Here is a 19,787-nt window from a genome sequence, read left to right on the forward strand (position 1 = left end):
CGGCCCTTTGGGCCGTGGGGAGGGGGATGAAAAATGGGGGCGAGCCGGACGCCAAAGGCGCCCGGCTCGCCCTCAAACCTCAAGGTGGAAGGAGCGCTATTCCCTCTTTTCCACATCCTGCCCCGGCAATGGGCATCCCTACGTTTCGTAGGGGCGCCTCTTGTGGGCCCCCGATGAGCAGGCGCGAAGCCTGCCCTTACATTTGGTGTGCGCCCCATTTGTAAGGGCGCCCCTTGTGGGCGCCCGGCTGGGTGGGCGCGAGGCCCGGGGCAGACACAAGATTCTGAGGCAGGCACAAGGCCTGCCCCTACCAGCGCAACGTATGTCTTCTCCGAAGCGGCATGCCGTACCCATGTTTCAGGTAAAATAACAAATGCCACCTGCTCTGTTGCAAACAACAAAGCAGGCCACCTAACGCGTAGTGACGAGCTTTCGATTCGTGGGATTTCTATGAGGGGTGGGCCACGTAAGCGGCCCACCCCTCATAGAAATCCTATCTTCGCAACAGAGCAAATGCCACCCAAAAGGTGAGGTAGGGCTTATAGACGATGGATGACAGTTCTTTACTGTTGCGCTGGCTGGTGGTTTTTGGGCTGATCGGCTTGAATGCTTTCTTCGCCGCGGTGGAGTATGCAGTGGTATCCGCCCGGCGGAGCCGTGTCGCGGTGATGGCCGACTCCGGTTCGCCTGCTGCACGGATCGCCTTGCGCTGGCTGGAGGATGCGCGGCACCGGGATGAGATCCTGGCGACCGTGCAAGTTGGGATCACCATGGTGGGGCTGGCCCTGGGATGGTTTGGAGAGCGCACGCTCTCGGCGACGCTGAACCGTTTGCTGAACCTCCCCTCGCCGACGCCGCTGGTTCGCAGTCTCCTGCAGATCCTCCCCCTGGCGCTGAACTTGACCTTCGTCCTCGGCCTTCAGATCGTGTTGGGGGAGCAGGTTCCGAAGATCGCCACGCTGCGGGCCTCCGAGCGGGTGCTATTGACCACCATCGGCCCAATGCGGATTTTTTACTGGCTCCTGCGTCCTCTGGTCTGGGTGCTTCATCGGGCCACTGATCTCACCCTGCGGGCCCTGCGGATCTCCGCAGACGGCTATGGGATGATGTATACCATTGAGGAGCTGAAGCGGATCGTCGATGAAACGGGTGAGGCGGGGATCCTGGAGCCCGAGGCCCGGGAGATCCTGGAGGCGGTCTTCGATCTGGGCCAAATCCCGGCCCGTCAGATCATGGTGCCCCGGACGGAGATCGTCGCCGTTGAAGCGGACGTCCCGGTGGAACAGATTGTGGATGCAGCGATCCAGACCGGCTACGATAAGTTTCCAGTATATGAAGGAGATCTGGATCATATCATCGGGGTGGTCCATCTCCGAGAGGCGCTGCGGGCGTGGCGGGAAGGACGCTCGGCCCGCGCGCGGGATCTGTGCCGGGATGTGATGGTGGTCCCGGATTCCGTCCGGGTCGATGACCTGCTCCGCCAGTTCCAGGAGCGGGAGGAGCATCTGGCGATCCTGGTGGACGAATTCGGCGGGACATCGGGCCTGGTCACGCTGCGAGATGTGTTGGAACAACTGGTCGGGGAGCTCCATGAACGAATGGAGCCCACTGAGCCGGATGTGGTGGCGATGCCGGATGGCTCCTATCTGGTCAGCGGGTTGCTCCCGATCCAGGAGGTCAACGAGCGCTTCCAATTGGACTTGCGTGACCCTTACTATGAGACCATCGCCGGGTTTGTGCTGGGCCGGCTGGGGCGTATCGCCCGAGTAGGGGACGAGGTGGACGCCGGTTCGGTTCGCCTGCGGGTGGAAGCGATGGATGGCCTGCGCATCGCTCGTCTCCGTCTGATCCCACAAACGGGGCGCTGAGAGCGCCTCGCACCTTTCCTTACACCTTGGGGTCGAGGACAAGAATTCGATCAGGAGGCTCCGGATGCCACGGCCGGATGGTCGTTCGAACGATGCCCTGCGACCGGTTCGTTTCCATCTGGGCTTCACGGAGTACGCCGAGGGCTCGGTGCTGATCGAGGCCGGGCGCACTCGGGTGCTGTGCAACGTCACTGTGGAGGAGAATGTGCCGTCCTGGCTCAAGGGCCAGGGACGGGGTTGGCTCACAGCGGAATACGCGATGCTCCCGCGCAGCACCCACACCCGGACGCCCCGGGAGGCCGGGCTTCAGAGCGGGCGCACGAAGGAGATCCAGCGGCTGATCGGCCGGAGCCTTCGGGCCGCTCTGAACCTAGAGCATCTAGGGGAGCGAACCCTGATCGTGGATTGCGACGTGATCCAGGCGGATGGCGGCACCCGGACGGCGGCGATCACGGGAGGGTATGTGGCCGTGGTCCTGGCCTTGCGCCGCCTCATCGAGGTTGGTGCCGTTCCCCCTGAGGTCCTGCGGACGCCGGTGGCTGCTGTGAGCGTCGGCATCGTCGAAGGAGAGCCCCGGCTGGATCTCTGTTACGCGGAGGACAGCATCGCCGAGGTGGATTTCAACGTTGTGATGACCGGCGACGGGCGCTTCGTCGAGATCCAGGGGACCGGGGAGGGCCGGGCGTTTACGGCGGAGGAGTTCCAAGCGCTCCTGGAGCTGGCCCGCAAAGGGATCAATGACCTGCTGGAGGCCCAATCGCGGGCGCTCGAAGAAGCCGCCCGCATGGCGCGGTTCATTCCGGAAGGGGTGACTCCATGAAGCGTCTCTGGCCCCAGCGCCTGCTGATTGCCCTCATCGCCGTTATGGGGTTCAGCGCGTGCTTGACCCTCGAGGTTCGTACCCGTCTGGGTTCAGACGGCTCCGCCGAGCGAGCGGTGGTGATCGCTGTGGATTCGGTGCTTCTTCAGACGGCGGCTGTGGATCCGATGGAGCCGCTTCGAGCGAAAGCGGAGGCGAGCGGATGGCGGGTGGAGCGTTATCAGGATTCCGAGCGCGGCCAGGAAGGGCTTCGTCTGTATCGCCCATTGGCCGCTTTGGAAGACCTGAACCATCTGGCGGAAGGGGATCCGCTGGCCGGGCTGGAACGGATCGCGCTGGGGGAAGAAGGGGACTTGCAGACGCTGAACGTGACGCTATCGGTTTCGGGGATCCTGGATCGCTTGCGGATTGCAGCGGGGGAGCCGCCGCTGTCAGAGGGGGATCTCTCGCTGTTGCGCGCGGCGAACCTTCGGCTCGTCTATGACTTGGAGCTTCCAGGGCCTATTGTGGATTATTCGCCGCGCAGCGGCGCCGAGGCGGAGGGCCATCGGATCCGCTGGGCGATCCCGCTGAGCCCGGATCAACCGGCGGTCTCTCTGTATGTGGCGTGGCGCCCCGTGCGCTCTGTCCCCATCTGCGCGGGGGGATGGATCGGCCCCTTGGTGGTTTTCGGCATGATCGGGTGGCTCCAGCGGGCCGCGCACCGAGGGGGTCCGGCCCCGCCTCAAAATCCCGCGGGAAATCAACCGCCTGCCTCATTCTGATTGAGCGCTGAGCGGCTTTCGGGTTATGAATGGAAGGTCTCAAAACCCTCCTCCAGCGATCTGGTGTCCTCGCTGTCGGGCGGTGCTCCCTGCGGATCAGAGGGAATGTCCGATCTGTGGGGCGAAGCTTTTCGAGGCCTCCTCGGAACCGGTCGACTTCCTCGGCCTTACGATGGCTTTCTGGATCTATCTGTTTCTGGCTGTGGGGATCACCTGTATCGGTCTGTTGCTCTGTATGGCCCTACTCCGATGGCTGAGCCGATGAACGAAGAAGTGGTTCCAGCATAGCGCCTTGTTCGACTCTCTGTGAGGGGGGCGCGTAAGCGCCCCCCTCACAGAGATCCCATGAGTCGGAAGCTCGTCATTGCGAGTTGGGATGACCTCTTCGGTTGTTTGCAACAGAGCAAGCGCCTGTTCATTCGACCAGCATGAGCAGGGGGTTCTCCAGGTATCGGCGGAAGGTCTGGAGGAAGCGGGCCACCTCGGCCCCATCGGTGACCCGGTGGTCTGCGGAGACAGTCACCTTCATCCGCTGTCCCACGGTGAGCTGACCGTTCTTCACCACCGGCACCTCGCGGACGCTGCCCACGGCCATGATCGCGGCCTCCGGCGGATTAATGATGGCGATGAAGTGTTCCACCTCATACATCCCCAGGTTGCTCACTGTGAACACGCTCCCCTCGATATCCTCAGGCCGGACCTTCCCGCTGCGCGCCCGTTCCACCAGCTCCTTGCTCTCCCGGGCGATCTGGGCGAGGGGTTTCCGATCCGCATCCCGCAGCACAACGGTGATCAGCCCTTCATCCAGCGCCACTGCCATCCCAATGTGAACCGCCTCGTGACGCACGATCCTGCCCTCCTGGTAAGAGGAGCGCAGGGCTGGGAACTCCCGCAGGGCCAGGGCGGCCGCCTTCACGACCATGTCGTTCACGGAGACCTTGCCTCGTTCTCCCAGAGCCTCGTTGATCCGTGCCCGCCAGGCCATGGCTTCGTCCATATCGACCTCGGCGGTAACGTAGAAATGGGGCACGTTCTGTTTGCTGGCCGTCATCCGGCGGGCGATGGCCTGCCGCAATGGGCTGACCGGAACGGCCGCCGGGGGTGGGGCAGCCGGAGGCGTCGGTGGGATGGGCGGAGCCGTTGGGGCGGCCGGCGAAGGGGTCGGGGCCCGAGCCTCCAAGTAGCGGTCGATGTCCCGCTTGACCACCCGGCCTCCAGGACCGGTCCCTGAGATCGCTCGGAGATCGATTCCAGCCTCCTGCGCCAGGCGCCGGGCTAACGGTGAGGCTTTCACCCGCCCACCGGGAGCGGTGGGGAGGGGTGTGGTGGGCGCCGGTGCCGGGGTTGGGGCGGCCGGAGTGGGAGGAGGTGGAGGCGCGATGGGGGCTTGTGCCGGGGCGGCGCTGGGAACCTCTACAGGCTCATCGGGCGCGCCGATGATGGCGATCGGAGTGCCCACCGGCACGGTCGTTCCTTCTTCAATCAAGACGGCCTTCAACACCCCGGAGGCCGGCGCTTCGAACTCGATGTTGACCTTCTCCGTCTCGATCTCCGCCAGCGGTTCCCCCGCCCGAACTGGATCGCCCACCTTCTTGAGCCAGCGGAGCAATTTCCCTTCCACCATATCGAAGCCCATTTTCGGCATGGTAACCGTCGTCGCCATCCTCTACCTCCGATGCATCTCAGCGCAGCAACAGCTTCACCGCCTTGATCACATCCTCCGGCCAGGGCAGGACGGCTCGTTCCAGATGTTTGTTATAGGGGAGAGGGACCTCCCGGCTGCCCAGGCGCATCACGGGCGCGTCCAGCTCATCAAAGACGTGCTCCTGGATGCGGGCGGCCACCTCCGCGCCCACTCCGAACGATCGCCATTCTTCCGTGACGATCAGGGCCCGGTGGGTTTTGGCCACTGACTCGTAAACCGGCTCCATGTCCAGCGGGCGCAATGTGCGCAGGTCTACGATCTCCACTTCGATGCCCTCTCGGGCCAGCTGTTCCGCCGCCTGCAGGCTGGCCTGGAGCATCCGCCCGTAGGTGACGATGGTGCAATCCCGCCCGACCCGCTTGACCTCGCTCTTGCCGAGCGGGACGACGTAATCGCCATCCGGCACCTCGCCTCGCACCGGATAAAGGGCGGTGTGCTCGATGTAGATCACTGGGTCCTCATCCCGGAGCGCTGCCTTCAGCATCCCCTTGGCGTCATAGGGCGTGCCCGGGTAGGCCACTTTCAGGCCGGGGACGTAGGCGAAATAAACCTCAAAAGTCTGGGAGTGGGTGGCGGCCAGCTGTCCCCAGCCGGCGGCGGTGCGGATCACCAGCGGCACCTTGAACTGACCCCCGAACATATGGGACAGCTTGGCGGCGTGGTTCACGATCTGATCCAGGGCCAGGAGGATGAAGTTAATGGTCATGATCTCCGCGACAGGGCGCAGGCCGCCCAGGGCAGCGCCCAGGGCCACCCCGACGATGGCGGACTCCGCGATGGGCGTATCGCGCACCCGTTCCTCGCCGAACTCCTCATAGAGGCCGCGGGTCACCGCGTAAGCCCCTCCATATGCTCCCACGTCCTCGCCCATAATGAAGACCCGGTGGTCCCGCTGCATCTCCTCGCGCAGGGCCTGCCGGATTGCATCACGGATGGTCATCACGGGCATAGGCCTCTTCCTCCGTTCAGCGGTCAGCATCTCGCTCTGAAGGGGCTGCGAAGCTTGCCTCAAGGGCCGGGCCATAGCGCCTCACCGAGGCGCCCGCTCCGTTCGGGGAGCTAAAGGCGAATGGTCTGTCCGGCCCCCGGCCCAATCGGGATCACGTGCGCTCCCACTCTTGGAGAAACCGCTCGTCCCCTCGCCAAGCCCCAACGGGGTTGGCGTAGATGAAATCGTAGAGCTCCTCGAGCGGGGGATCGGGGCTTTCCTCCGCGAAGCGCATCACCTCTTCCATCTCCCGCTCCACATCCTCGTGGATCGCGTCCAGCTGCGCCTCCGGGATCCCCTCAACTTCCACCAGATGGCGTCGGAAACGCTGGATAGGATCCCGCTGCTTCCATTTCTCGATTTCCTCCTTCGTGCGATACAATTCGGGGTCCGCGACCGAGTGGCCCTGGAAGCGGTAGCAGACGGCCTCGAGGAAGTAAGGGCCGTTCCCGGAGCGGGCCCATTCGACGGCCCGGAGGGCGGCCTCATGGACGGCCAGGACATCCATCCCATCGATCCGTTCGGCCGGGATGTTGGCCATGCAAGCCTTCTTGTAAATCTCCGCGACGGCGGAGGCCTTCTCAATCGCCACGCCCATCCCATAAAGGTTGTTCTCGCAGAGGAAAACCACGGGAGCTTTCCAGAGGGCAGCCATGTTCAGCGACTCGTAGAACTCCCCGATATCCGTAGCCGCATCCCCGAAGATCGCCATCGTCACCCGGGGCTCCCCGAGGTATTTGGCGGCGAAGGCCAGGCCCACGGCCATCGGGAGATGGCCGCCCACGATGGCATGCCCTCCCCAGAAGTTGTGCTCCCGGCTGGCGAAATGCATCGATCCACCGCGGCCCCGGCTGCACCCGGTGACCTTGCCGAACAGCTCTGCCATCAGAACCCGGGGGTCCAAGCCGCGGGCGATGGCGTGGCCGTGATCCCGGTAGTGGGTGAGGAGATGATCCTCCGGCCGCAGGGCTGCGATGGCTCCCACCGCCACCGCCTCCTCGCCGATGTAGAGATGCAGGAAGCCCGCGATCTTGCCCTGCTGATAGGCGATGCGGGCCATCTCTTCGAAACGGCGGATCAAGACCATCTGGCGGTAGAAGGAAAGCTTGGTGCTCACATGGAGCTCCACGCCCGGCGCCGTGGTCGCCTTTGGGGCGTTGCCTTTCCCTCGATTGCCCATCGATTGCCTCCTTCCTGTCAACGCTCCAATGGGTTAAGCGATTGGCCCTGCCCTATTTCCAACGGGCAAAAAATTAATCTCCACATTCCGTGCTGAGGATACACAGTGGGAGGCGGGGGTAGAGCCGGGGGCCCAAGGCACCCGGCTGCAAACGAGCCCCCCAGCTCCCTTTCCCCTCCCTGCAACCCCAAAGGGCGGCGGGGAGAAGTCCTCCCGTCTTTTTTCCCATTAGGTTACCATAAGTCTGGAGGAAAGAAATTCTAAAGTCAACCGGGATCCCCGGTCCATTCTAAGAACCGCTTGGGAGGAGCGGATCCACCCAGAGAGCAACCCCATTCCTTCCACCGTCCGCTTCCCCGATTTATGCTATTCGCAGTGATTATAACACGCTCGGTGGAGGGGAGCTCTTTTCCCTTTGCGCCGCTGGGGCCTGATCGGGGGCGATTTTCGCTGCCTGCTGCGAAGAAGTGCGCGTTGCTCCTGGCGAAGCGCTTGTTCCCCCTGCGATGGGGCGGACGGGGAGAAAGGCTCGGTGTCGGGAGGGGACAAGCGTTGAGCGGAGAGGTTCCTCGGCCAACCCACATCGGGATAAAATGAATATATGTGAGGCATTCCTTGCTTTTCGCCTCTGCGCTCTGTCCAGCTCGAGAAGGGATTGCCCGGACGATGGAGGTGAAACCGTGGAGGAGCATGGGATCCTACAACCGGAAATAGGGGGCGAGGAACCGGCTTCGCCCGCGCCTCAGGAGGAGGCAGCGGTGGCGGAAGCCGAGATTTCCCTGGCTGAACAGTTGGAGGCTTTGAAAAAGGAGCTTGAGGAAGCACGGGCTCAGGCCCAGGAATATTTAGAAGGCTGGCAGCGCGAGCGGGCGGCCTTCGCGAATTACCGTAAGCGGGTGGAGGCAGAACGAGCTCAGTTCGCTGCTGAGGCCACGGCCCTCTTTATCCGCAAACTGTTGCCGATCATGGACGACTTTGAACGTGCTCTGCAGACCCTGCCGGACAACCTGCGTCACCTGACGTGGGTGGAAGGGGTGATCCTGATCCATCGCAAGCTGCAGCTGGCCCTGGAATCGGAGGGCGTGCGGCCGATCGAGGTGAAGCGCGGCGATCCCTTTGATCCCATGCTGCACGAGGCGGTGCTCTATGAGCCGGTGGAGGGTTTCGAGGATGGGCAGATCGTTGAGGAGCTGCAAAAAGGTTACAAGCTGGGGGACCGTGTGCTGCGCCCCACTCTGGTGAAGGTGGCCCGTAAGGTGGAGCCCACGCCGGAAGCCCCTGCCGGCGGGCCAGGTGAGGGGGTGCGGGAATAGCAAGCGATGGGTTTGGGGACCGCGCGCAACCGAGGAAAAGCTCCGGCCAGGGGCGGGCCGCGTCAGCAGCCCGCCCCTGGCAGCAATCCTACTAACCCTAAAAGCAAACTGTTGTGAGGTCCAATGGGCGCTTTCCGTAAAGACTATTACGAGATCCTGGGCGTCCCACGCAACGCCACCTTAGAAGAGATCAAGCAGGCCTATCGCCGGCTGGCCCGTCAATATCATCCCGATGTGAACAAGTCGCCGGACGCCGAGGAGAAGTTCAAGGAGATCAACGAGGCTTACGCCGTCCTCTCGGATGAGGAGAAGCGACGGATCTATGATATGTATGGCCACGCTGGGTTAGAGGGTCGAGGGATCCGCCCGGAGCCGACGGATTTTACAGATCTGTTCGCGGACCTCTTTGAGGATCTCTTCGGCTTTGGACCGCGGGTTCGGACGCGTCGGGCGCCCCGCCGGGGGGCAGACCTTCAGACCGAGGTGACGCTGACCTTCGAGGAGGCTGCCCTGGGGGCGGAGAAGGACATCGAGGTCATGCGAAACGAACCATGCCCGCGCTGTCGCGGGTCCGGCGCGGAGCCCGGAACAGGGCCCACCCGCTGTCCCACCTGCGGGGGCCTGGGGGAGGTGCGGCGGGTCAGCCAGTCTTTCCTAGGCTCCTTCGTTCAAGTCACCACCTGTCCGACGTGCCAGGGGACCGGCGAGGTGATCGCGACCCCATGCCGGGAGTGCGGGGGAGAGGGGCGGGTGCTCACCCGCCGGCGGATTGCGGTGCGCATCCCGGCCGGGGTGGATGATGGAACCCAGATCCGTCTCCCCGGGGAGGGGGAGCCGGGGGAGAACGGTGGACCCCCTGGCAATCTCTACGTCCAGGTCAAGGTCCAACCCCATCCGTACTTCCGCCGTCGGGGCGATGATCTGATCGTCCAGGTCACGGTCAACGTGGCCCAGGCCGCCCTAGGGGATCGGATCCTAGTGCCCACGTTAGAGGGCGAGGAAACGGTGGAGATCCCGCCAGGGACCCAACCGGGCCACGTGATCCGGCTGCGGGGCCGGGGCATCCCTCACCTGCGCCGCACCGGACGAGGAGACCTATTGGTGGTGATCCAGGTGGAGATCCCCACCCGCCTGACGGCGGAGCAGCGGAGGCTCTTCCAGGAGCTGGCGCGCACGTTGCCGGGGGGTGGGGTGCAGAAGCCGGAGAAAGGATTCCTGGAGCGGCTGAAGGAGCTCCTGGGAGGATGATGGCGAGAAACCTGCAGGACCTGAAGATTAGCTGAAGTTAAACAGACTGCTGAAGGACATGAACGGAATACGGTGGCTGGAGATCGCCGTCACAGCGCCGGCGGAGGCCGCCGAGGCGATCGCGGAGGTGCTTTCCCGTTATGTCCCTCATGGCGTGGCCTTCGATTACGGCCCGGTTCCGGCCGATGAGGCAGATTGGGAGCGTCCTCCCCTTCCGCGCGATACCTTTACCGTCCTCGCCTATCTGCCGATGACCCCAGGTTGGGAGGATGCCCGACAGCGCATCGAGGAAGGGCTCTGGCATCTCCGCCAGATCCTTCCATTCCCCCCACCTCGCTTCCGGGTGCTCGAAGAGGAGGAATGGTCAGAAGCCTGGAAGGCCCATTATGATGTACTCCGGGTGGGCCCCTTTGTGATCCAGCCGACATGGCGCCGGGCGGAGTTGCGACCTGGAGAGCTGCTGATCGAGCTGGATCCAGGGATGGCCTTCGGAACGGGCACCCATCCCACCACCCGGCTTTGCCTGCAGGCTTTGGCCGAATGGCTCCGACCGGGGGAACGGGTTCTCGACTTGGGGACCGGGTCTGGGATCCTAGCGATCGCCGCTGTCCGCCGGGGGGCGGGGTGGGTGTGGGCATTGGATATCGATGCGGTCGCGGTTCGGGTGGCGGAGGAGAATGTGCGGCGGAACGGGGTGTCGGACCGCGTGGAGGTCACCCAGGGTTCCCTCTCGGAGGCCCTCGCCCGTGGGGAGCGTTTCGATGGGATCCTGGCCAACATCCTGGCCCCGGTGATCCGACAGTTCTGCGAACAGGGATGGGGCGCCCTGCTACGGCCAGGCGGTTGGGTCATCGTCTCCGGGTTCCTATGCGGGGAGCAGGAGGAGTCCGTTCGGGAGGCGCTGGCCAATGCCGGCCTCACGGTTTGTGGACGTTGGGTGGAAGCGGATTGGGTCGCCCTGGGAGCGCGTCGGGAATAACCGACTCGCCAGGTGAAAGGGATGAACAGGGGAAGGGTCTCGGGCCTGCTCCAGGTTTTCTTCCACTGGCTTTATCATCAAGGCGCCTGGGCGTACGATGGGGTCGCGGCTCTGGTTTCTGCAGGGCGATGGGTGCATTGGGTGACCCGGGCACTGGACCACATCCATGGGGAACAAGTGCTGGAGATCGGGTTCGGCCCGGGGCATCTCCTAACCGCGATGGCGCGCCGCGGCCTTCGTCCGGTGGGGATCGACCGCTCCCCCGCGATGGTGCGCCGGGCCCATCGGAGGGTGGGCCGCTCGGTTCCGCTGGTGCGGGGTCAGGCCCAGGCGCTCCCGTTCCGCAGCCGATCCTTCGACACCGTGGTGATCACGTTTCCGGCCCCCTTCATCCTGGAGCCGGCGACTTGGCGGGAGGCCGCTCGGGTGCTGCGCCCCGGAGGCCGCTTCGTCGTCTTATGGGGGGCCTGGCCGTCCGGGCGTGCTCCCTGGATCTGGGCGCTTCGGATCCTCTTCCGCTGGGCCGTGCGTCCGGATGCAGCCCAGCCTGGAGAGCATCTCCGCACCCTGGCGCAAGAGGCAGGGCTGCGCCTTCAGGAGTGGTCGGTCTGGGATGACTGGTGGCAGCTATGGGGTGTCCTCGCTGTCCGGGACAGTGGGTATTCTGAAGACGCAGCAGGGGACTCCAACCCGACCATGAACCCAGCGATCAGGGCGTGAACCGTCGCGCTGAGCCAGAGGTTGCCGGTGAGCCCGAAGAGCGCGGTAGCGGCCAGCGTGCTCCCCCAGAGCGCCGGCGTTGGCCGGCCTCCCCAACGCGCCCGGATCCCCCATTCGGCGCCCCACCAGAGCCCGAAGGCCCCCCAGGCCGCCGGAAGCGGATCCTGGGGAAAGGCTGCTGCGGCAAGGATCCCCCGCCACAGTGCAAGCAGCCCCTCCCGGGCCAGCGCCTGGAAGCCATGCTCCATTCCCGCGATCCATCGGAGGGACTGTGGCTTCCAGAGACGCAAGCCCCAAAGGGCCAGCAAGGTGATTCCTCCATACAGCCCAGCCAATCCGAGGCCGCGAACCCAATCGGCGGCTGACCATCCCAGGAGCGTCCCAGGGATCAGACGGAGCGGACCGATCAGCCCGACTTCCCGCAAGCTCAGCCATCCCCGCTCCAGCGCGACCCAGAGCGGGAGAAAGCCATAAAGAAAGGGCCCACTTCCCTCGATAAGAAATCTTCCCTTTGGGGGAACGCGACGCTGAAGCCACGGGAGGCCGATCTCCACGGCGAGCGTGAGGAGGCCGAGCAGGAAGGCGGGCGCCCAGCGGCTCATTGTGCTTCTCCCTGAGCGGAAGGCTTTATGTCCAGCGCGGCGCTAGGGAGCGGCACCCGAAGCCGGACGCGCGTGCCCTGACCCGGGGCGGATTCGATATGGAACTCCCCTTGCAGCAGCTTGGCCCGCTCCATCATATGAAGCATCCCCATACTGCCCCGGCGGCTGTAATCTGCCCACACCGCCTGGGGATCGAAACCATGCCCATCGTCTTCCACGCTCACGATGAGTTGATCCCCTTCGATTTGTGCGCGGATCCATACATTCTGCGGCTCAGCGTGTTTGCGCGCGTTATTCAGAGCCTCCTCGATGATCGAGAACACCAGCCCCTTCGCGTTAGGATCCAACGCTTGATCGACCGCTGGGTCAACCTCCGCATGGATTGCGAAGGGCTCGGTTTCCTGAATCCGCTCCGCCAGATGGGTAAGCGCGGCCACCAGGCCCTGGGATTCCAGGATCAGCGGTCGTAAGCGGAAGAGGAACTGGCGCAGCTCCTGGACGGCCTGCCGGGCCATCTGTTCGGTTTTCTCCAGCTCGATTGGGAGCTGATCCGGACGGTGTTGGAACAGCTTTTGGAGGAAATTCAGCCGTATCGCCAGGGCGGCCACGCTCTGGGTTGGGCCGTCATGGAGCTCCCGAGCCAGCCGCCGTCGGGCTTCCTCTTCCACTTCGACCAGGCGCTCTTTCTCCCGCTGCAAGGTGTGATATAGTAGTGCGTTCTGCAGGGCAATGGAAGCCTGGACGGCGATGATCCGGAGGAGCTCCCGCCGTTCGCTGGTAAACGCCTGGGGATCCGGGCTTCCGATCACCATGACTCCATAACGCTCGGGCCCGATCCCCAGGGGAAGGACGATCGCGGCCTGAGCGATCCGGGTGATGACCAGCCGTCCCAGCTCGGGATCCTGCGCGGGTTGGGAACATACCGTTGCCTCCCCGCTTTCCAGAGCCTCCCGGATCGCCCCTGCCAGGCCAGGCAGGCGGGTTCGCTCATCCCGGGGCGGCAAGCGACGAGCGGCGGCCACGCGCAATCCCTCCGGATCCAGAAGCGCGATGAACATGGGCGGGGCAGGGTGCCCGGAGCCCCGGAACAGGTTTTCGCTGACCTCTAAGGCGGCGTGGAGGATCTCCTCGACCCGCCGCATTTGTCCCATCGCGGTGGCCAGCTCGAAGATCCCTTGAAGCTGCTGGAGGGCTTGGGTGAGCAACCGCCGTTGAGCCGCTTCCCGTGTGTGAAGCTCCTGTAGGATCTGCCGCTTCAAACGATCGCCGATCATGCCAGCGAGCAGCGCGCCTAACGCGAGCACGCTCCCCTGGGTCAAAGCCGAGGTAAAAGCGATGCCCTCTTTTCTCTGGATTCCTTCCCATAGGATCAAGCCGCCGATCAGGCCGAACGTCACCAGCTCCCCCGCCCACCAATTGATGCGCAGCGCGGCCGTGAGGATGGGAAGGAAAGCGAAGAAGAGCAACGGGCTGTTCAGGCCACCAGTAATGGCAATGAAGGAAAGGGTGATCAACGTGTCGCCGGCCAGGGTGATCGCCGGGAGCGGAAGTGGGGAGCGCACGAAGACCAGGGCGAGGAGGACCAGGAAATTATAGAAGCCGGTGAGGAGCAGAAGGGCGATGAAGGCGATCTCGGACGCCTCCCACGCACCGGGGTTGAGGGCTGCCGCCAAGGCCATTGCGACGATGAGCAGCCAACGCAGGTTGCCCAGGATCCACTCCACCTGGGCGGTATCGGTTGGCGATGACGGCGCAGAGTGCATCCCCATCGGCGCCTCGCTCACGGCCCTCGCGTTGGGTTCGGCCTGTTGTTGTCCTGAACTAATCGTAATCGAAAGTGGGGGAATCGGCCATTGGTTTCCAATAGGGGCCCCCTTATGGGTGCCCCATATCTCCTTCTGCCATCGCGCTCAGACCTTATCTGCCACCAAGATGATTCGGCGCTTGCGGATGATCAGGTCCCCCTGAGCGGTCGTGAGGACCACGTCGGTCAGCTCCGGCCCTGCCGCCCGAGCCAGGGCGAAGGCCCGAGCGGCGGCGGGGGTATCCACGGGGACAGGGTAGAGCCATTGGGACCAGGGATACTGTTCCTCCATCACCTCCCAGACGCGGACCTGGAGCCCGCTGGCCTCCACCAGGGCCAGCCACTCGCTGGCCGACAAGGCCCGTTGGTGAGAGGCGTCTCGCGCGCGCTCCAGTTGATTGAAGAACTGGGCGCTGGCCGGGTCCTCGGGTGCCACCATGTCCACCAAGCCCAGCCGGCCCCCGGCGCTCAGAACCCGGGCCATCTCGGCCAAGGCCCGGGCTGGGTTGGGGAAATGGTGGGCCGCCCGCCGGCACGTGACCAACTCAAAGCGGGCCTCCGGGAACGGCATGGCCTCTACATCTCCGACCACAAAGCGGGCGTGTGGGAAGCCCCGCTCCTGTGCCAGGCCGGCGAATTCCTTCCCCATGGCCAGGGTGAGATCCAACCCGATCACCTCCCGTACTTGGGGCGCCAGCGCCAGGGCGGTGTGGCCGGTGCCCGTGGCCACGTCCAGCAGCCGCTCCACGCCCGTGGGCGCCAGCAACGCCACCAGCTGCTCCAGGTCCCGGCCCGCCCGGTGCGAGGGGCTGATGGTATAGCTGTGGGCGTGCTGGGAAAAGAAATCCCGCACTTGATCCTTGGGATCCATGGTCATCCATCCCTCCCCTTTCCTCCCCGTGGCCTTTGGGCCATAGGTGAAGGGGGGAAAATTGAGGTGGGGAATGGGGAAGCCACCTGCAGCAGCCTCCTCCCTCCAGGAAGAGAAGCTTGAGACACGCCCATTGTAATGGCCATAATCGCGTTCCGGCAACGATATGGGAAGGGTGCGGTCCATAGCTCTTGAACTCTCTTCCCCCAAATTCGTGGCTTCGATAGAATCAACATAACTCCTAAAGCTTGGCGAGATTTCACTGGAAGGGTCCGACGTATGATGGTGAGCGATCAGCCGCTCCGACGGGACATTCACCTTTTAGGGGATCTGCTCGGCGAGGTCATTCAGGAGCAGGCCGGGCTGGAGGGTTTTGAGCTCGAGGAGCAGGTTCGGCAGCTCGCCCGTGCCCGCCGGACGGGTGATGAGGGAGCGGAAGGTACCCTGCGGGCGCTGTTGGAGGGATTGGAGCTTCCCGCTCTGCGGATGATCGCCCGCGCCTTCACGATCTTCTTCGATTTAGCGAATTTGGCGGAGGACCGCCATCGGGTGCGGGTGTTGCGGGCGCGGGAGCAGGCCGCCCATCCCCAGCCCCGCCCGGAATCCATCGCGGAGGCATTCCAGCGGCTTCGGGCGGCGGGGATCCCCTCCCAGGTGGTGCGCGAGCTCCTGGAGGGGCTTTCCATTGAGCCGGTGTTCACCGCCCACCCCACGGAGGCCAAGCGGAGGACGGTCCGAGGGATCTTGGGCCGGGTCCGCGCCATCCTGGCCGCTTTGGATGAGCCGGATCGGCTCCCTCGGGAGCGGGAGGAGTTGCTCCGCCGATTGCGGGCGGAGCTTACCACCCTCTGGCAGACCGATCTCACCCGGGTGCAGCGTCCCTCCGTGATGGACGAGGTGGAGAACGGCCTTTCCTTCTTTGTTCGCACGCTGTGGGGGCTGACCCCCCGACTGTATCGGGATGTCCAGGAGGCATTGCGGGCGGCTTATCCAGAGCTCGGGGATGCGCTTCCGATTTTCCTACGTTTCGGGTCCTGGATCGGTGGGGATCGGGATGGCAACCCCCGAGTGACGGCGGAGGTGACCGCGCAAACGCTGCGCCGCCATCGCCAAACCGCCCTCGCCCTCCACCTCCAACAGGCCCGAGATCTCTTCATCGCCCTGGGGGTGTCCACCCGCCAGGCCCCGATCTCCCCGGACCTGGCCCAAGCCCTGGCGGAGGCGGAATCCCGATGGCCTGCCCTGCGGGAGCGCCTCTCCCGCCTCTCCCCCTATGAGGCCTATCGGCGGTGGATCGGCGTGATCGCCTGGCGTTTGGAGCAGACCATGGCATGGGATCCCTTGGCGGGCCCGCCCCCCGATGGGGCTTACCGCTGCGCCGGGGAGCTGGTAGCGGATCTGGAGCGCATGCGGGGGAGCCTGGCGCATAGGCGCGGCGCTCGCATTGCAGAGGGTCTCCTGTGGGATTGGTGGATCCAGGCCCAGGTGTTCGGATTCCACATCGCTCGACTGGATGTGCGCCAGGAGGCGCGGCGCCATGCAGAAGCCATTGCGGAGCTGCTTCGAGGGGCCGGGATCGAGAACTATCTGGAGCTTTCCGAGGAGGAGCGGATCGCCCGATTGACCGAGACCTTCCCTCGGGCGGCGGCGCTTGTCGCCCAAGCGGTCCCCTCGCCGGAGACGGCGGAGACCCTGGCGGTGTTCCGCTTGCTCTATCGGGCCGCGGAGGCCTATGGCCCTGAGGCGCTGGGGCCGTATATCATCAGCATGACGCGCAGCCCAGCGGACCCGCTGGCCGTCCTCTGGCTGATGGCGGGTGCGAACAGCCTTTCGTCCCCTCCGCCATCCTTTCAGGTGGCCCCGCTGTTCGAGACCATCGCCACTCTACGGGAAGCGCCCCAGATCCTGGAGCAGATGTTCCAGCTTCCTCTATATCGGGAGCACCTCGGTCGCCAGGGGAACCACCAGATGGTGATGATCGGCTACTCCGACACCACCAAGGATGGGGGGTATCTAGCGGCCGTGTGGGCCCTCTATCGGGCACAGGCGGAGATGGTGCGGGTGGCCCGCGCTCAAGGGATCGCCCTGACCTTCTTCCACGGCCGTGGCGGAGCGCTGGGACGGGGCGGCGGCCCCGCAGCCCGAAGCATCCTTGGGCTCCCCCCGGACGCCGTGAGGGGACGCCTACGGATGACCGAGCAGGGGGAAGTTCTGGCGGAGCGGTACGATGATCCCCATATCGCCTATCGTCACCTGGAACAGATCTTGTGGGCGACGTTGCTGGTCTCGATGCTCCCTTCCCCGGAGCCGGAGGCGGCTTGGGTGGAGGCGATGGACCGGATGAGCGAGGTGGCCTATCGGGCCTACCGCGAGCTGTTAGAGGCCCCGGGCTTCCTCACCTACTTCCAGCACGCGACGCCCATCGACGGGATTGAGGAATTCCCCATCGCCTCCCGGCCGGCCCGCCGGCGGCTGGAGCAACGGCTGGAGGACCTTCGGGCGATCCCCTGGGTGTTCGCCTGGACCCAGAGCCGCCACCTGCTCCCGGGCTGGTTCGGGCTTGGGGCCGGCGTGGAGGCCTTTGTGCAGATGGAAGGGGCAGCTGCATGGCAACGCCTGGAGGAAATGCACCGCCGTTGGCCGTTCTTCCGGGTGGTGCTGGCGGACGCCGCCTTGGCCCTGGCGAAAACGGATCTCGGGATCGCTCGAGCCTATGCGGAGCTCGTTCCCGATCCGCAAGCTCGCCAGGCCGTCTGGTCCCGTATCGAGCAGGAATACTACCGCACCCGGCGGGCTATCTTGCGCATCACTGGCTTGCCGGATCTCTTGGAGGACATTCCATGGCTGAAGCGCTCGATCCAGGTGCGAAACCCCTATGTGGATCCGCTGAACTTCATTCAGATCCTGCTGCTCCGCCGTTGGCGCGAGCAGCCCGAGGCGGACGACTTGCGCGAAGCCTTGTGGCTGACGATCCAGGGGGTCGCTGCCGGCCTGCGGACGACAGGGTGAGACAATGGCAGGAGGCCCCACACGCTCGGCTGAAGGCAAGACCTCCTGCCGGCCCTCAAGGGCCTCGATCATTCCTTCACAAACAGCGGGATCAGCTCAAACCGGTTGACATCCACCAGGCCCAGGTCCGTGATCTTCAGCTCCGGGATCACCTCGAGGGCCAGAAAGCTCAGGGTCATCGGGGGGTTGGGGAGCTCGCTCCCTAAGGCCCGCGTTGCCTGCAGTACCTCATCCATTTGCTTCCGCACCGTCTCGATGGGTTGATCCGACATGAGCCCGGCGATGGGCAATGGGACCCGGGCCAGTACCTGTTCGCCGTCCGCCACGGCGATGCCGCCTCCAGCCTCCGCCACCGCCCGAACGGCAGTCATCATCGAGCGATCGTCGGCCCCGACCACCACGACATTATGGTGATCGTGGGCGACCGAGGAGGCCAACGCCCCGCGTCGCAATCCGATTCCCTTCACAAATCCCAGCCCGATCTGCCCGGTGGCGCGGTGGCGCTCGATGACCGCGATCTTCAGCAGGTCCCGCGCCGGGTCGGCCACCGCTTCGCCATCGAGGATCCGCGCCTCCTCAATCCGGTGAGGAGTGATCAGCTGGTCCGGGATCACCCCGATCACATGGATCCGTCGGCCTTGAGCGGGGATCCGGAACTGGACCGCGTTCCAGGCGATGTTCATGGTGCTGCGCAGGGCTACCTTGCGATCGACCGGCTCCCATAGCGGGCGCCCGTTTTCCGCCACCAGAGCCCCATACCGGAAAACCAGCTCCGGGCGGAGGTCGTAGAGGTCGGAGAACACCACCAAATCGGCCACGCGGCCCGGGGCAATAGCACCTCGATCGTGAAGTCGGAAGTGCTCCGCCGGGTTCAACGTGGCCATCTGGATGGCGATGACAGGATCCAGGCCCAGGCGCACCGCTTTTCGGATCAGGAAGTCGATGTGACCTTCATCCAGCAGATCAGCCGGGTGACGATCATCGGTGCAGAAACAGAAGCGCCGGCTGTTCGCCGGGGTGATCGCGGGGAGGAGATCCGCGAGGTTGCGGGCCACCGAGGATTCCCGGACGAAGACATACATCCCCAGCCGGGCTTTCTCCCGTGCCTCTTCCGCAGTGGTGCACTCATGGTCCGAGGTGATCCCCGCTGCCACATAGGCCACCAGATCTCGGCCGGTCAGCTGGGGCGCGTGGCCGTCCCGGACCACATGGGCGAAGGCCCGGAGTTTGTCCAGCACAGCGGGATCGCCGTTGATCACGCCCGGGTAATTCATCATCTCCGCCAGCCCCAGCACCCAGGGGCTGGAGAGGAGCGGCTGCAGATCATACCAGTAAAGCGCGGCCCCGGCGGTCTCCATCGGGGAAGCCGGGACGCATGAGGGAAGCATCACGAAAATGCTCAAGGGATTGTATTTGGCGGCGTTCAGCATGTAGCGGATGCCATCTAAGCCCAAGACGTTGGCGATTTCGTGGGGATCGATGATCACCGTGGTGGTGCCGTGGGGGACAACTACGCGGGCGAATTCAGGTGGGGGGACCATACTGCTTTCGATGTGGACGTGGGCGTCGATGAACCCAGGGGCCACAAAGCGCCCTTTGAGATCGATGACCTCCCGGGCCGTGTAGCCCTCCCCGATGCCCACAATGAACGAGCCGTGAATGGCGATGTCGGCCTCATAAATATCCCCGGTAAACACGTTGATCAGGCGTCCTCCCTTGAGGAGCAAATCGGCCGGCTCCTGACCGCGCGCCAGGCGGATCCGGTGGGCCAGCTCCATTGGGTATCCTCCTTCCTCCATCCGAGGTGGAAGATTTGGGTTTCTTATGAGGGATGCACTTATTTTAAGGAATTATAGCTTAAGTCCGAGGAAGGACAAATTCTTTTTTGTTCAGCGAAGGTCGGAATCACCCCTTTC

The 19,787-nt window shown here is 64.5% G+C and carries 14 protein-coding genes; 8 read left to right on the plus strand and 6 right to left on the minus strand.

Going from position 1 to position 19,787, the window contains the following annotated elements:
• Positions 1–548: 548 nt before the first annotated feature.
• The 3 genes from ACFMO5_RS03965 to ACFMO5_RS03975 all read left to right on the plus strand — a co-directional run bounded on the left by ACFMO5_RS03965 (position 549) and on the right by ACFMO5_RS03975 (position 3,452).
• The gene (locus tag ACFMO5_RS03965; RefSeq protein WP_376791462.1) at positions 549–1,868 is read left to right on the plus strand and encodes a hemolysin family protein; all 1,320 of its coding nucleotides are present in this window, start codon (positions 549–551) and stop codon (positions 1,866–1,868) included.
• Between the two features lie 64 nt (positions 1,869–1,932).
• Positions 1,933–2,688 carry a ribonuclease PH gene (gene rph / locus ACFMO5_RS03970; RefSeq protein WP_376791463.1) on the plus strand — a complete coding sequence of 252 codons (756 nt, stop codon included), beginning with the start codon at positions 1,933–1,935 and terminating at the stop codon, positions 2,686–2,688.
• The gene (locus tag ACFMO5_RS03975; protein ID WP_376791464.1) at positions 2,685–3,452 is read left to right on the plus strand and encodes a hypothetical protein; all 768 of its coding nucleotides are present in this window, start codon (positions 2,685–2,687) and stop codon (positions 3,450–3,452) included. The genes rph and ACFMO5_RS03975 overlap by 4 nt, the downstream gene beginning before the upstream one ends.
• 415 nt (positions 3,453–3,867) lie before the next feature.
• Here the strand turns inward: ACFMO5_RS03975 and ACFMO5_RS03980 are convergent, their stop codons facing one another.
• From ACFMO5_RS03980 to pdhA, 3 genes are all read right to left on the minus strand, one after another.
• The gene (locus tag ACFMO5_RS03980) at positions 3,868–5,115 is read right to left on the minus strand and encodes a dihydrolipoamide acetyltransferase family protein (protein ID WP_376791465.1); all 1,248 of its coding nucleotides are present in this window, start codon (positions 5,113–5,115) and stop codon (positions 3,868–3,870) included.
• Positions 5,116–5,134: 19 nt separating this feature from the next.
• Positions 5,135–6,106 (minus strand): alpha-ketoacid dehydrogenase subunit beta, encoded by a 972-nt coding sequence (locus ACFMO5_RS03985; RefSeq protein WP_376791466.1) that lies wholly within the window; start codon positions 6,104–6,106, stop codon positions 5,135–5,137.
• Positions 6,107–6,257: 151 nt separating this feature from the next.
• Positions 6,258–7,325, minus strand: a complete 1,068-nt coding sequence (gene pdhA / locus ACFMO5_RS03990; protein ID WP_376791467.1) for a pyruvate dehydrogenase (acetyl-transferring) E1 component subunit alpha — start codon at positions 7,323–7,325, stop codon at positions 6,258–6,260.
• A gap of 680 nt (positions 7,326–8,005) precedes the next feature.
• On the opposite strand from pdhA, the gene ACFMO5_RS03995 reads away from it, so the two are divergent.
• The 4 genes from ACFMO5_RS03995 to ACFMO5_RS04010 all read left to right on the plus strand — a co-directional run bounded on the left by ACFMO5_RS03995 (position 8,006) and on the right by ACFMO5_RS04010 (position 11,585).
• Entirely contained in the window at positions 8,006–8,638 is a 633-nt protein-coding gene (locus ACFMO5_RS03995) for a nucleotide exchange factor GrpE (RefSeq protein WP_376791468.1), read from the plus strand.
• Positions 8,639–8,761: 123 nt separating this feature from the next.
• On the plus strand, positions 8,762–9,886 hold the full coding sequence (dnaJ, locus tag ACFMO5_RS04000) for a molecular chaperone DnaJ (protein WP_376791469.1): 1,125 nt from the start codon (positions 8,762–8,764) through the stop codon (positions 9,884–9,886).
• A 58-nt stretch (positions 9,887–9,944) separates the two neighbouring features.
• A complete protein-coding gene (gene prmA / locus ACFMO5_RS04005; RefSeq protein ID WP_376791470.1) occupies positions 9,945–10,865 on the plus strand; it encodes a 50S ribosomal protein L11 methyltransferase in 921 nt (306 codons plus the stop codon).
• A 21-nt stretch (positions 10,866–10,886) separates the two neighbouring features.
• Entirely contained in the window at positions 10,887–11,585 is a 699-nt protein-coding gene (locus ACFMO5_RS04010) for a class I SAM-dependent methyltransferase (RefSeq protein WP_376791471.1), read from the plus strand.
• 598 nt (positions 11,586–12,183) lie between these two features.
• On the opposite strand, the gene ACFMO5_RS04015 is transcribed toward ACFMO5_RS04010, so the two are convergent.
• On the minus strand, positions 12,184–13,950 hold the full coding sequence (locus ACFMO5_RS04015; protein ID WP_376791472.1) for a GAF domain-containing sensor histidine kinase: 1,767 nt from the start codon (positions 13,948–13,950) through the stop codon (positions 12,184–12,186).
• A gap of 147 nt (positions 13,951–14,097) precedes the next feature.
• Entirely contained in the window at positions 14,098–14,868 is a 771-nt protein-coding gene (locus tag ACFMO5_RS04020; protein WP_376791473.1) for a class I SAM-dependent methyltransferase, read from the minus strand.
• Between the two features lie 273 nt (positions 14,869–15,141).
• On the opposite strand from ACFMO5_RS04020, the gene ppc reads away from it, so the two are divergent.
• Entirely contained in the window at positions 15,142–17,871 is a 2,730-nt protein-coding gene (gene ppc, locus ACFMO5_RS04025; protein ID WP_376791474.1) for a phosphoenolpyruvate carboxylase, read from the plus strand.
• A gap of 68 nt (positions 17,872–17,939) precedes the next feature.
• Here the strand turns inward: ppc and ade are convergent, their stop codons facing one another.
• A complete protein-coding gene (ade, locus tag ACFMO5_RS04030; RefSeq protein ID WP_376791475.1) occupies positions 17,940–19,649 on the minus strand; it encodes an adenine deaminase in 1,710 nt (569 codons plus the stop codon).
• Positions 19,650–19,787: the final 138 nt, after the last annotated feature.

It is taken from the genome of Thermoflexus sp. (assembly GCF_042408365.1).
Lineage (GTDB): Bacteria > Chloroflexota > Anaerolineae > Thermoflexales > Thermoflexaceae > Thermoflexus.

Excerpts from the sequence above, each read along its gene's own strand:
- ACFMO5_RS03965 (WP_376791462.1), top strand. The coding sequence starts at position 549 with ATGGATGACAGTTCTTTACTGTTGCGCTGGCTGGTGGTTTTTGGGCTG.
- rph (WP_376791463.1), top strand. The coding sequence starts at position 1,933 with ATGCCACGGCCGGATGGTCGTTCGAACGATGCCCTGCGACCGGTTCGT.
- ACFMO5_RS03975 (WP_376791464.1), top strand. The coding sequence starts at position 2,685 with ATGAAGCGTCTCTGGCCCCAGCGCCTGCTGATTGCCCTCATCGCCGTT.
- ACFMO5_RS03980 (WP_376791465.1), bottom strand. The coding sequence starts at position 5,115 with ATGGCGACGACGGTTACCATGCCGAAAATGGGCTTCGATATGGTGGAA.
- ACFMO5_RS03985 (WP_376791466.1), bottom strand. The coding sequence starts at position 6,106 with ATGCCCGTGATGACCATCCGTGATGCAATCCGGCAGGCCCTGCGCGAG.
- pdhA (WP_376791467.1), bottom strand. The coding sequence starts at position 7,325 with ATGGGCAATCGAGGGAAAGGCAACGCCCCAAAGGCGACCACGGCGCCG.
- dnaJ (WP_376791469.1), top strand. The coding sequence starts at position 8,762 with ATGGGCGCTTTCCGTAAAGACTATTACGAGATCCTGGGCGTCCCACGC.
- prmA (WP_376791470.1), top strand. The coding sequence starts at position 9,945 with ATGAACGGAATACGGTGGCTGGAGATCGCCGTCACAGCGCCGGCGGAG.
- ACFMO5_RS04010 (WP_376791471.1), top strand. The coding sequence starts at position 10,887 with ATGAACAGGGGAAGGGTCTCGGGCCTGCTCCAGGTTTTCTTCCACTGG.
- ACFMO5_RS04015 (WP_376791472.1), bottom strand. The coding sequence starts at position 13,950 with ATGCACTCTGCGCCGTCATCGCCAACCGATACCGCCCAGGTGGAGTGG.
- ACFMO5_RS04020 (WP_376791473.1), bottom strand. The coding sequence starts at position 14,868 with ATGACCATGGATCCCAAGGATCAAGTGCGGGATTTCTTTTCCCAGCAC.
- ppc (WP_376791474.1), top strand. The coding sequence starts at position 15,142 with ATGATGGTGAGCGATCAGCCGCTCCGACGGGACATTCACCTTTTAGGG.
- ade (WP_376791475.1), bottom strand. The coding sequence starts at position 19,649 with ATGGAGCTGGCCCACCGGATCCGCCTGGCGCGCGGTCAGGAGCCGGCC.